General features: G+C 39.8%; 12 protein-coding genes. All 12 read right to left on the bottom strand.

Going from position 1 to position 11,948, the window contains the following annotated elements:
- Genes OWEHO_RS06490 through OWEHO_RS06540 form a run of 12 tightly spaced genes read right to left on the bottom strand, consistent with a single transcriptional unit; the run spans position 1 to position 11,947 of the window.
- Positions 1-756: a hypothetical protein gene (locus tag OWEHO_RS06490; protein WP_014201671.1), complete on the bottom strand. Its 756-nt coding sequence runs from the start codon at positions 754-756 to the stop codon at positions 1-3.
- A 3-nt stretch (positions 757-759) separates the two neighbouring features.
- Positions 760-4,305: a baseplate J/gp47 family protein gene (locus OWEHO_RS06495; RefSeq protein ID WP_014201672.1), complete on the bottom strand. Its 3,546-nt coding sequence runs from the start codon at positions 4,303-4,305 to the stop codon at positions 760-762.
- Between the two features lie 24 nt (positions 4,306-4,329).
- Positions 4,330-4,764 carry a GPW/gp25 family protein gene (locus tag OWEHO_RS06500; RefSeq protein ID WP_014201673.1) on the bottom strand — a complete coding sequence of 145 codons (435 nt, stop codon included), beginning with the start codon at positions 4,762-4,764 and terminating at the stop codon, positions 4,330-4,332.
- Between the two features lies 1 nt (position 4,765).
- Positions 4,766-6,547, bottom strand: coding sequence for a type VI secretion system tip protein VgrG (vgrG, locus tag OWEHO_RS06505; protein WP_014201674.1), 1,782 nt, complete (start codon positions 6,545-6,547; stop codon positions 4,766-4,768).
- Positions 6,548-6,552: 5 nt separating this feature from the next.
- A complete protein-coding gene (locus tag OWEHO_RS06510; protein ID WP_014201675.1) occupies positions 6,553-7,206 on the bottom strand; it encodes a CIS tube protein in 654 nt (217 codons plus the stop codon).
- A gap of 1 nt (position 7,207) precedes the next feature.
- On the bottom strand, positions 7,208-7,366 hold the full coding sequence (locus OWEHO_RS18475) for a DUF5908 family protein (protein WP_014201676.1): 159 nt from the start codon (positions 7,364-7,366) through the stop codon (positions 7,208-7,210).
- 2 nt (positions 7,367-7,368) lie between these two features.
- The gene (locus tag OWEHO_RS06515; protein WP_014201677.1) at positions 7,369-7,827 is read right to left on the bottom strand and encodes a phage tail protein; all 459 of its coding nucleotides are present in this window, start codon (positions 7,825-7,827) and stop codon (positions 7,369-7,371) included.
- Entirely contained in the window at positions 7,820-8,281 is a 462-nt protein-coding gene (locus OWEHO_RS06520) for a phage tail protein (RefSeq protein ID WP_014201678.1), read from the bottom strand. Before OWEHO_RS06520 ends, OWEHO_RS06515 begins: the two co-directional genes overlap by 8 nt.
- Before the next feature lie 36 nt (positions 8,282-8,317).
- Positions 8,318-10,021, bottom strand: a complete 1,704-nt coding sequence (locus tag OWEHO_RS06525) for a phage tail sheath family protein (RefSeq protein ID WP_014201679.1) — start codon at positions 10,019-10,021, stop codon at positions 8,318-8,320.
- A 17-nt stretch (positions 10,022-10,038) separates the two neighbouring features.
- Entirely contained in the window at positions 10,039-11,052 is a 1,014-nt protein-coding gene (locus OWEHO_RS06530) for a hypothetical protein (protein WP_014201680.1), read from the bottom strand.
- An 11-nt stretch (positions 11,053-11,063) separates the two neighbouring features.
- Positions 11,064-11,633, bottom strand: coding sequence for a DUF4255 domain-containing protein (locus tag OWEHO_RS06535; protein WP_014201681.1), 570 nt, complete (start codon positions 11,631-11,633; stop codon positions 11,064-11,066).
- Positions 11,634-11,644: 11 nt separating this feature from the next.
- A complete protein-coding gene (locus tag OWEHO_RS06540; protein WP_014201682.1) occupies positions 11,645-11,947 on the bottom strand; it encodes a hypothetical protein in 303 nt (100 codons plus the stop codon).
- Position 11,948: the final 1 nt, after the last annotated feature.

Below are 11,948 nucleotides of genomic sequence, written 5' to 3' on the forward strand. Positions count from 1 at the left end.
TCACATTTTGTCAAAAATTGTCATGATATCGTCATCCCATAATTTACCAATATGAAATCTTATTTTTTGATCAGAACCGTAGTCAGAGCGTGTTTTCATCTGAAGCTTGTAGTCAAATGTGCTACCTCTCCATCTTAGTGCTATTTTATTCCACCACCAGCCATAATACGCTTGGGTACATTTTATTTTACTCCTGGATCTACCAAAAGTGCTAATGGCATGTGCATGGAGTAAGGAGTGCTTTCCTGATTTTGCCTTGCCCACTTGGGCTACTATTTCAAAGGCCGAATATCCGTTAAGGTCAGTTATTATATCATGCCAATTACCATCGGCAGGTACAGTCGCTATTTTATGAGTACCTATTTTAGAGGTACTACCAAGCACTCCATCTACCTCAAGGTTGGTGCGTGGTGCAGAGGTATTTATCCCTACGTTTCCTCCTTTCTTTATTATAAGCCTAGCCTGCCCCGGCTTACCCTCTGTAACTTCTGAAATGCAAATATCGCCCGTATCTTTGAGCAACTCAAAACTCCAAACCGGACCATCATCCGTTATTTCTTTGTAAAAGCTAATTACCCTATTAGATTCAATACCATCCGGGCAAAGTATAAGACCATCCGTTACATTTTTTGCAATACGATCATCCACCTTGTTGAGCATAGAGTCTATCATGCTCGAAAAGTTATCTTCGTTGGGTTGGCTGCCATTTTTAAAAAAACCTTTCAGGCTCTCTCTATTTAAAAGTTTACCGCTCATACCTCATATATCTTTTATTACTATTACCGTGTTGCCACTACTGGTGTTTGAGTGTTCATCTTCCTTTTCCTGACTGGTCTCCTCCTCGGATTGTTGCTCAGTAATCGCACCCAGCACCATATCTTGCCCTACCCACAGTTCACTCAATCCTACATCTATTTTCCTGTCTGTTCGGGCTTTATCTGTGGTTTCAATTACTATACGGTGGTATTTTACCGGAAGCAATATGGCCCAAGGCACCGAGGTTCCTATGGGCTTATCTTTAGCTACCACTACCGTAAACTTTCCTTCATCATCTACCGCAATTCGCTCTATAGACAGCTCCTTGATATACTCTACATAATCAAGTTTTGAGAGATAGGAGCCCAATATCAGCGGGTCGATTTTTCCACCAATTCCCCCCACACCATGCTCTATATCTGAGAAGGAAAACAGGTAATCAGAAATGGCTTTATTGAATCGTCTGTAATTATAACCTGCCTTTCCGTTTGGCTCAAAATCAACAATACAGTTTACTAGTAATCTTTCCACTTTGGGGTTTACCACCTTTACCTTGAGCAAAGGGCTTGCATGCGAATTCAAAAAATTCTCCATGTAGCGAAGCATACCGACCGTAAAGTACATTCTTTCCTCAAGGTTCCATCCTTTCCTAATGACCACCATTATTACCTCACCACCCTTTTTCTTACCTATCGCAATAGGTCGTACACACCGCACGGCTATAACCTCATCAAAATTATTGAGAGCTATATCTTCAAAATCTTTCACCGACACCACCCTGTTTTTAGTGCGTATCCTTTCGCTTACGCGAGAATAAAACTCGTCTTCGCTACTCACTTCTCCACCTCCAAAAGTGCTGGCTGGCTGTTTTACTTTTTTTATCTGTGGATAGTTTCCCAGTACTTTTACAATGCTTCCGGCAGGTACCTCTTTACCCATCAACCTTGGATCTTGGCTTACCTCCTCCAGCATCACCGAGTTTAAAAACACTCCTTTTACAATCGGATAATGCTCCACATTATGTAATACACTAGCCCTAATCCAATACACCGATGCATCGCGCTCTACATGGTTTATTTTTAGCTCCACTATACCAGACCTTAGAAAGCCTTTGGTTTCATCTACCCGTATTTCATCTCTGGTAAAGGGTATCCATTCATCTTTATAAAAGTACTCCCATTGCAGGTCTTCGGTTTTTAGTAGCGAAGCGGAAATAGAATGTAGCAGATAAAAATATATTGGAACCGAAAGTGGTCGTTTCACTCCAGCAATCCCAATAAAAAGATAGCCTTCTGCCTTATAATTGGCCAGCACCCGTTGATTGCGAATTTCTTTTCCCTTTGCTACCATACGGGTACCAAAGGGTGTGATGTGAATAAAAGTCCCTGCATTGTTTCGCCCTCTTTTGTTAAACAGGCTAGTGTCAAAAACAATATCATCTTCGCTAGTATAGCTCACACTTACGTTAGCCACCTGAGGAATGAAAGGCTTATTTACGCTGTACCAAGCATTGGTTTTTCCCGCATTTTCAGTTGCATTGTCCAGCACAATACGGTTGTATGAATTATGGCCAAAGCCATTTTCAGGATGGGTTAATTCAAAGCGATAAAAACCCGCCTTACTATTGATAGTGTAATTTATTTCACCGCCCATCTTTTCCTCTGTTTGAGGATAGCGAAACTCAGGTACTCCAGTAAAATTTATTTTGGACTGTGGCTTTAACTTTACCGAAGGATAACCTTCAGGCGTGCGCACATTTTCGGTTTCAAAAAGGGATTGCTTATAATTTAAAGGAATCCAACTCTTATCTTTTAGAACCTCTGTATTTATTTGAAATGAATCATTCATGATTCCATCAGGATAACCATCATAATAAGTTTCTAATCCACCATATTCCTTTGGAATATTTGCCCAATCTAATTGAACTGTAAGCTCTTGTATATTTTTCATGCTGAGCTCAGGTTTGCCTATCATAAGGTAACTCCCCTTTGCGGCTATCGGGCCAAACAGGTCAAAGGGTTTCCCTGGTGTCATTTTGCCTATATTATTATAAATAGCTAAGTTCTTTAGCCCTGATACTTCCGCTTTTACATTTATTTTTGTCAGTTCTACTTGGTGTAAAAATGAATACAAAAAGATAGGCGCATTCTCATTGAGCTCAAATCTAAGAGCTGGTGCAAAACTACCCTTCTGTGCTTGTAGGGCAGGTTTCATTTTATTGAGACGTATGCCAATAGAAAACACATTCATTTCTGGATTTCGTGCTGTATAGTTTTCTATATCTATCCAGCCCTCAGCATTAGAGTATTGTATTTTAAAACCATTGACCAGTAGATTGGTAAAAACTGAGCTTATCGACTCTCCCTTTTTATTTGAAATCTCCTGAAGTAGCTGTGCTGCCTTATCTTGACCATTACCATGCAAATAAAAAGTAACACAAATGTTGCGATCGCCTTCCTCTAAGTGAAGCACAGGAGAATGAATGATAAAACCCAGTGTAGCCACCTCTTCATTTTTCACTGTGGCTCTTCGATAGGTTTCTTTATTAGCCCCAAATGAGTACCAGTTTCTTTCTGGATGAATAGGTTTTCCTCCGCTCATCATTTTTTGAATGGTCGCGGATGAGATTAATTCTTCACTTGTTCCACAATTTAAGTGCGGATTTTTAGCAAAAAGCAAACTCTTAAGCTCCACCAACTTGAGGTCATTCAACTCTACCTGATGGGTGGTTTTAAAAATAACATCCGCTGGACTACCCAGAATTTTCCCCGCAGAAAAAAGTGTTCCCTCTTCCAACACAAAAGGTTTGGCAGTAGGTAGCATTTCCAAACAAACCGAAGTTCTTACGGGCTTGCCGGATGTGTTTATTTGCTTTAGTACTTTATCATAATAAAACTTTAGGTGACGTTCAGTTATGCCATTTATTTGATTTTGTAATTTTTCTAGTAGAACGGCAAAAGCAATATACATAGCGGCATGTGGCCTATGAATATTGGTATGAAGCAGCACCTTTTTAAGTTGCTCTTTTATAAGCTGCTGTATATTTAGCACTACTTGATAATAAGCGTTGCATACATGCAACACCTGATCGGTTTTTACAATTTTCTCATCATCTATCCCATCTATTAAACTTCTTATGGGATCCAAAAAATCTTCCTTACCGTAGCCAATCTTTTGAAATACCTCGTCAAAACCTTGGGCTTTGAGGGTCGCAATCCAAGTCTCAATTTTTGCATCAAGCCTCTGCATCCTTTCTTTAATCTCCTTTCGCTGCGCATCTATTGTTACGTCAGTTTCCTTTATCCACAAAGCAATATCACCAAGGGGTTCGTTGAGTACAGTTACCAAAAAGAAAAGGGGATCGTTGGCTACAAATTGCTGAAAACTACCTTTTGGCTTATTTTCCAAATCATAGTATTGCACATACTCCAAGTAATTACAGATATAGGCCACGATGTCAGAAAGAGAACGGTCGTCCACCAATAGCCGATTGTGTACAGCACTGGCGGCATCCCTGTATTTTCTAACTGTGCCAATTCTATTTTCCATAATTGCAGAATGCTTATTTACCCACTATTCACTCCTGAAAAGGTGCGGAATATCTGTTCCTTCTACTTTGTAAAAAGGAAAAACCAGATTGAATCTGGAGTTGGTACTAATGACCCTATAATCAATATGCACGCTAACTACTCCATCCAGATAAGCCGTGTAATCCACCATTATTTCCAGCTCATCAATGCGCGGCTCAAATCGCAAAATGGCACTCTTTATTCTTTGTTTTAAAAAATGATGGTTTGAACTGGAACCATCGCGAAACACAAAAGCCATCACATCGCAACCGTATTCGGGTATCATCAGCCTTTCGCCAATAGCCGTGGTGAGCAATATTTCTAATGATTGCTCAATATCCTGAACACCTTCTGTCATCAATACACCATCAGGATTATTGAGATGAAATGTTGGCGGAAATGCCCACCCTTTTCCTAAAAAAGAATCTTTTTCTCCCATGTCAATTTATTGAAACCATTGCTCCTTTTACCGTCATTTGACCACTGCTACTCACTTCGCACTGTGCCTCTCCACTCACTTTTACATCCACGTCACCTTTTACCTCTACCGAGGTTGACTTTATCTCCACAGAACTGTCACCTTTTGCGGATATCGTAGCGCCATTTATTGTAATATCCTCTGCCGCTTTTATTGAAAGACTGCTTTTGCTTTCTATGGTAATGCCACTTTCACTCATGCTTATACTGTTCTCACTTTGATCAGTAATTGTAATTTCCTTTGCATCATCACTTATTACCACATTATTCTTGGCAGGTGTTTCAATGGTGATAACCTTTTTATCATCATCAAAAGTGAATTTCAGCTGGTTTTTTGTGGTAATAGTTTTGAGGGTATTTTTATCATCTGGTGTATTGGGCGCTACATTTTTGCTACTGAAAAGACTCCCTAATATTATTGGATAACTCGGATCCTGAGCCATAAACCCAAGCACTACTTCGTCTCCTATTTCGGGCATAAACTGGGCTCCAAATGTATTACCCGCATAAAAGCTAGAAAGCCTGGCCCAAACTGCTTCTGCTTCACCTCCTAGAATTGGCACGGTTACCTGTACCCGAAATTCATTATCCGGATCTTCATCAATCTTTTTTACTACACCGGTTTGCAATCCTTTCACATCTGGCGTAAGTCCAGCTGCACCAAGTGCGGAAATATTATGTGTTTCTGAAAACCAATTTGGCGCAAGCCCCATCTCAACTTCTGTAAGCCACCGCCCATCCTGTACATGGTGGTTTACTCCACTTACAAATGCATTTCCGTTGAAACGGTCACTTAGGCCATTGAGCTTTATAAGCGAATTGACTTTGGCCTTTGGTGAGCCCTGAAAACGTAAGGTGCCTCTGAATCGTGACAAACGCGATTTTAACAATGCTGCATTAGACCACACTTTCAAGCCATCTTGAGCAATTCCGGCAGCGGTAAGCAAACCTGCTGACCCTACGGATAATACATCCGCCATTTTCTTTCCGCTTAGATTTCCCTGATCATTTACACCAGGTTCACTCGAGTCGCCACTTACCATTGCTTGGGTACTCATATCCCAAGAGCCAGCAGTTATGTCCGAATATTGAAACGTTGCATCCAATTCGCCATCAAACTCAATAATGTCATATCCATAAGTGACGGACAAAGTTGGTAATCCACTTAGATCCGGAGAATTCACTTCTAGTTTATTGTTATTTGTGTTTACCAAAAGCCCATTGGCCTCAGCTCTCGATACTATAAAATCCCATTCTGTGCAGTTGTATTGTACCACTTCCTTTTGCTCTAACATGGTAGATTCTACATCGCTGCTCAGGCCGGCATCGCCAATTATTTTAGCAATTATATCGCTATCCTTTTGCTTAACATATACCATGTTTTTCCTCACAAGAGTAAGTTTTTGAGCTTTGTCTCTACAACTCACCACCAGCACCGATCCACTGCTGCTTACACGCAAAGTTTGTTTTACTACCACTCCTTTATATACCGAATCATTTTTGCTGTCATAGCCTAATTTTATTTCTATTTCAGCACCAGGAACAAAGGTTTTAGATTCGGCTATTTCAAAATTTTGCTCAGCCGGATTTCCATCAAAAAGCTCTATTTCAGCTTCAGCAATTCTGTTCACCTTTTGGCGAATATTGATTTCGCTCACCTGATAGGCATCAGGTATTTCTTGGCCATCTGAAGTAATTATAAAAGAGGTAAGACTGATATCATCAGCTAGAGGTGAGTTAGCCATTGGTTTTATTTTATGGGTGGTATATGAATAATTGTTCCCGGTTCCAGGTGCCTAAAGTTTACTAGCTTATTGAAGCTTGCCACCTCCATATAATAGCTCGCATCACCATAAATTTCTTTACAAATAAGAGGAAGCTTGTCACCTGCTTTTATTAGCACCGCGTGGGTAAGATCTGGCGATTGATTGCCTTGTAACCTGGCAATTTCCTCACTGTCCAAAGCTTCTTCAAATTGCACTGAAGCCACTGCCCGTAGAGGTGTGCCATCACTTTTAAACAAATTATAATTAACACTCATAGAGGTGAGCTTGCACCTAAATTGCAGGCTGCTCCATGATACTATCAAAAAATTAGGTTGATGAATGGCACCGTTATATAACAGGCATACTTTTTTAAATTTATCCAGTTGATCGGTAATCGGTTCACTACTGCCATTTATCACTCCAGTAGAGTCAAAATGAATATCAAAAGAAACAGTCTCTGGAGCAATCCCTTTAAAGTCCAGCGTTTTACCAGCCATTCCCGTGCCCCCTTCTTTATTGTACTCTATGCCATAGTTACTTTTGTAGGATGATGGGTTTATTTTTACGGTACAACTTCCTACTTCGCTAGAGTATTTTTCGGTTTTATAGGCTTTTATGGTTAATTTTTTTCCTGGCATTTTATCGATCTAGTCGGTGGTTGAGCTGCTTTTTTATTTCACGATTACAATCCCTCAAAATCTCTTTTTTGATTTTCTCAATATCTAAAGCATTCACTTTGGGTGCTGTCACATCATCTACCCGAACTTTTATCAGTAGTTCTCTTATTTCTATGGGCATAGCTATAGTACGGTAAAGTAGTTATAGGCAAACTCTAAGCTTTCAATGGCTACCTCATTTTTCATAGAGTCAAATTCAGAGATAGACCATTTTACAGGCCAAGCATTAGCAAAACTCCATGACTTAATCGGAGCCCGCTTCTCGCTAAGCAGCATTACCATAATTATTTTAGGCTTTATGGGCTGCTCCAATCCACCGCCAATGGAGTCTTGGCACCATTGAAACAACTCTGACTTTTTAGTCACCAAACCTCGTTTAAGCACCAAATTGGAGAACTTTGCAGTGGTGGGCACCCGATGTTTAAAATCGTTTACGCCACCTTCTGCAATTTCCTCTACCCCCATTTCCATAGAAATGCCCGATACCTCTTTAAAGGAAGCCTCTGCTTGACCAGAGATTCCTTGAAAACTTAGCTTAAAATAAAAAGATACCGGAGGGTAATATTCCTTGGGCTTAGCCATTTGCTATGGTGAGTCCTTCATGGGCAAGCTCCAGTGTTTCCACCGCTACCTCATTGGCATCCGATTTCATATCGGCACCTGTAATTTTGGTAGGCCAAGCATTGGCAAGTGTCCACGTCATGGTAGGGTTTGCTCCTTCGTCCAATAGCTGTATGGTCACCGTTTCCCTTTTTATGATATTCATTTTAATGCCCTCGTACCATTTAAAGAAATTGTTGTCTTTTACAAACACCCCTTTCTTAAGGGTTACGTTTCCGCTTTTTACAATACCTGGCATTTTTATGGTACTAAACACAGTACTATCACCATGCCTGTACTCTATTGGTTGGGCTTCAGTATCCAAGCCAGATACTTCTTGAAATGAAACCGTATTATCCTGCGACCCTAAGCTCACTTTAAAGTAAAACTTGGGAAGCGGCCATGTGGCGCCTTGTGCTGATCCGTCATCTGCCATAATTATATTCTTTTTATAGTATTAAAATTTGGTTGATTATGCTTTTTGCATTTCCTGTTGGAAAGTGATTTCAATAAATTCAGCTGGCCTTGAAACTGCCACTTTTACTGATACTCTCATGATTCCATTCAATACATCGTCACCTGTCATGGTACTACCCAGTCCCACATTTACAGAAAATGCATCTGCCGGAGTAGGCCCTACAAGACCGCCTTGTTTCCAAAAATTAATGAGGAAATTGCTGATCATGCTCTTTACATTCACCCAGGTACTGCCATCATTTGGTGCAAATACATAAGCTTTAGCCGCCTCTTTTACCGACTGCTCTAGGTAAATTAAAGTTCTACGCACATTCACGTATCTCCAGTCATTTGAGTTTCCATCCAACGTGCGGGCACCCCACACTAGCACACCCCTTCCGGTAAATGCCCGGATAGCACAGACTGATTTTCCATCTAATGGCATGTTCAAATCTTCCTGACCATGGTGGTCAATATTTATGGAAGGAGCAATCACTCCTTGCACCCCTACATTAGCCGGAGCCACCCATACCCCTTCATTATTATCCACTGCTGTGTAAATTCCCGCAATAGCGGCACTTGGCGGTATTAGGTTCAGGCTCTCACGAATATGATCCATTATCATTTTATAGGACTTACTCAAGTTCTTAAGAGTAAGATCTGCAGCTACTTTATCTGCTTCCGTGGTATCTGCGGCATCTGTTTCTGCTGTTGCAGTGCCATCGCCAGTACCTGTTGCCACCAAGTTTGAAATAATGGACTTTAATTTATCCTCTGCTTTTGATTTGGGATTAGGCTTTCCTCCTTCCCCTTTGGGATCATCTTTCCCTGCTTTGGTAGCTGTATCAGCTAAACCAAACTCCTTGTTAATAATAGTTTGAATAACACTTTTTGATGCATCATCCACATTATCTATAGAAACCTCCGTGGGTTGATACACAGTAGTGTGCAACCAAGGGTAATAGGCAGCAGCATAGCTATTGTGCTTAGGTATCCCGGCACTCACATTATCTCTAAAGGCTTCTACACTTTGTATTGGATCAGTTTCTGGTTCCGAATAGCCGCCTGGAATATCAAGAATGGCCACTCGATTTGTCATTTCACCACAATGGGTAATCATAGCTTCTTGCAAGGAATACGCTCCTGCAAATCGTTGTCCTATATCTTCCGTTTCCACCCCTGCATCTAGTCCCACCGCATCAGGTATCACCAGCATGGTTGGCTCCATCTCTTTTTTGAGGTATTCAATGGCCTTGGTAAAATCATCAGATACCAAACTCGCTTCATCTGCCATATAGCTGCCAATGGTCATCACGTAGCAATCTGCACCGCCATTTTGGTAAAAAAACTTCATAGCTGCATATAGCCTAAAGTTTACACTTTCCATGGCTACATTATAGCCATCATTATCATTTAAAATTATATCTGGCTGCGGAGCTGCTGGCGCGGGGTCAGCACCTTTATCACCTCCAGCTGTTTTATCCTCAGCTACGGCTGTTACAGAAAATTTAAAAGGTGGAGCTGTATCTCCAAAAATGGCGAGATACTCCGATAATGAAGTGATTTTTACGGCCTTGCCGATAAGGCTCTTTCCGTTAAATGATGTTTGCGCTGTGTACCCTATAAAAGCCGGGATGGCTGTTGGAACGGGCACCACAGAATTTCCAAAGGCATCCTGTTCTCGGATATACACCCCTGGGGTTTTCATTGCTGTTGGCATATTGATTTGGTTTTAAATTAAACATAAACGATTGTCGAAGCGAGCCATGAGTTTTTTGGTCCATTCTTGTATTTCACAATATTATCTACATCCGGATCTGGCAGCGTCATTTCCATTGTCTTTACACTTTTGGAAAAACCATTTAAATACGTGAGTTTAAGCTTCGGTTTTTGTTCCATTTTCAACCTTAAATCAACAGGGACTTTAGAGACAAATACTTGAGCTTTTACATCATTAAGTATTGCCTGCAAACCTTCATCCATATAGTTATCATCATTAGAACCAATAATATTGGCTTCTATGACTTCCATATTTTGTAGTTTTCTATTAACTATTTTATACTCTAGGTGAATTTTTTTTACATCGAAGTTTAGATTAAACTTACAAAATTTTTTACAAACATTTTCAATATTTAAATGAATAAGTACTTTAATACCATTTATATTTCTTTCATCTGAAATATAAAAACATTCAATTTGCTTTCCATTTATTAAAAGCTCTGCAACACCTGACTCAAACCCTTGTAATGGAAACTCAAAATATCTGTCAGCATCTTTTGGCACTTTCATCACTTTGCCTTGCAATTCACCAAAAGGTTTGATTTCAACTGTAACCTCTCCTGAGGGAAGCTTTACTGGTAAAATCTGAGAATACTTTGATATCAATGCACTGACCAGTGCTATTGAGTTTCCCTGGTTTTGCATGGATGAAGCCTCATTATAAAATAAGATTAATTCAGAGTCATTGGGGAACGGCACGTCTGTGTAATTGAAAAATGCGCGATCTAAAATATTCAGTGAAAAAGCTAAACTCCCAATACCTTTCGCCCCACCTTCACTATAAGTTTGTGATGCATCATCTTCATTGTATATACAAAAGGTGTTTTTCAATTTTCTACCAACCAACTTATAGTTTTTCATCTTGGTATAAGTATTCCCTAGTTGGTGAATTTCAAACGAGCCAAATCCATCATCCCCAAAATAAGAATGATTAACATCAATTTCTATCCATTTATTAAATACCACATTCATAGTAAAATACCTTAACTCACATCACCACCCAATCCACTAATTTTTGGAATCTCTTTATCAACCTGATCTGAATTAAAAGTTATCATCCTAACTTTATATAAAATAGAAGGCAAGTATTTAGCTCCCATTCCACTCCAAACATGACTCAGCTCACTAGTAGAAAGGTTCACTATTTCAAAAGTCAACTTCCCTAACTTTGCATCCAAATCGGGGTGAGTTCGATTAGAAAAAAAGCTGTTAACCTGAAAAACACTAATTACTGTAGAAAGCATTTTTAAAGCTTCCATATAGTTTGCAGAATCAAAATTTGCCGAAACCAACAAATACATGTTCAAGTAAATTGGAGGCGATGACTTTCCAAAACCCTTTCCCACGGCATTGAGATCACCAGTGTTTTTCATTACTTTTTCCTGTTCTAGATTCACAAGTGTCAAAACCATCTTATTATCAAAACCTACAGAAACAGAGCCATCAGTATTCATAACGCCTCCTGCAACCACTATTTCACTACCCACATCGTGAGCAAACTGAATTTCTTTGTTTAGAAAATTTACAATAAATTGAATTGCTGAGTGTATCATATTTTTTTGAGTTATCCCTTTATCATTGTATTAATAGCTGAAACAACCATTCTCGTAAAATACACCCCCAGAACACTGTATACATAGGCAATAAAAATTAGCGGCAGCTTATCCGATAAACCATTCAATTCTGCTTTTATGCCATGACTGGAGTATGCTTCAATCACATATACAAACACAAATGCCAGTGGTATCCCAACTAAAAGGATAACTAAAACCCACAAAAATTCTTTGGCCACAAACTTTACAATGACACCTGCTGCTTTGGCGACACCTGCCTTAGACGGACTTTCATCTTGTTTGCTATTCTTCATA

The sequence above is a fragment of the Owenweeksia hongkongensis DSM 17368 genome, from assembly GCF_000236705.1.
GTDB classification, from domain to species: domain Bacteria; phylum Bacteroidota; class Bacteroidia; order Flavobacteriales; family Schleiferiaceae; genus Owenweeksia; species Owenweeksia hongkongensis.

What these genes read in the sequence shown, in the direction of transcription:
- OWEHO_RS06510 (WP_014201675.1), bottom strand. Translation starts at nt 7,206, where the DNA reads ATGCCAGGAAAAAAATTAACCATAAAAGCCTATAAAACCGAAAAATAC.
- OWEHO_RS06515 (WP_014201677.1), bottom strand. Translation starts at nt 7,827, where the DNA reads ATGGCTAAGCCCAAGGAATATTACCCTCCGGTATCTTTTTATTTTAAG.
- OWEHO_RS06530 (WP_014201680.1), bottom strand. Translation starts at nt 11,052, where the DNA reads ATGAATGTGGTATTTAATAAATGGATAGAAATTGATGTTAATCATTCT.
- vgrG (WP_014201674.1), bottom strand. Translation starts at nt 6,547, where the DNA reads ATGGCTAACTCACCTCTAGCTGATGATATCAGTCTTACCTCTTTTATA.
- OWEHO_RS06525 (WP_014201679.1), bottom strand. Translation starts at nt 10,021, where the DNA reads ATGCCAACAGCAATGAAAACCCCAGGGGTGTATATCCGAGAACAGGAT.
- OWEHO_RS06540 (WP_014201682.1), bottom strand. Translation starts at nt 11,947, where the DNA reads ATGAAGAATAGCAAACAAGATGAAAGTCCGTCTAAGGCAGGTGTCGCC.
- OWEHO_RS06490 (WP_014201671.1), bottom strand. Translation starts at nt 756, where the DNA reads ATGAGCGGTAAACTTTTAAATAGAGAGAGCCTGAAAGGTTTTTTTAAA.
- OWEHO_RS18475 (WP_014201676.1), bottom strand. Translation starts at nt 7,366, where the DNA reads ATGCCCATAGAAATAAGAGAACTACTGATAAAAGTTCGGGTAGATGAT.
- OWEHO_RS06535 (WP_014201681.1), bottom strand. Translation starts at nt 11,633, where the DNA reads ATGATACACTCAGCAATTCAATTTATTGTAAATTTTCTAAACAAAGAA.
- OWEHO_RS06520 (WP_014201678.1), bottom strand. Translation starts at nt 8,281, where the DNA reads ATGGCAGATGACGGATCAGCACAAGGCGCCACATGGCCGCTTCCCAAG.
- OWEHO_RS06495 (WP_014201672.1), bottom strand. Translation starts at nt 4,305, where the DNA reads ATGGAAAATAGAATTGGCACAGTTAGAAAATACAGGGATGCCGCCAGT.
- OWEHO_RS06500 (WP_014201673.1), bottom strand. Translation starts at nt 4,764, where the DNA reads ATGGGAGAAAAAGATTCTTTTTTAGGAAAAGGGTGGGCATTTCCGCCA.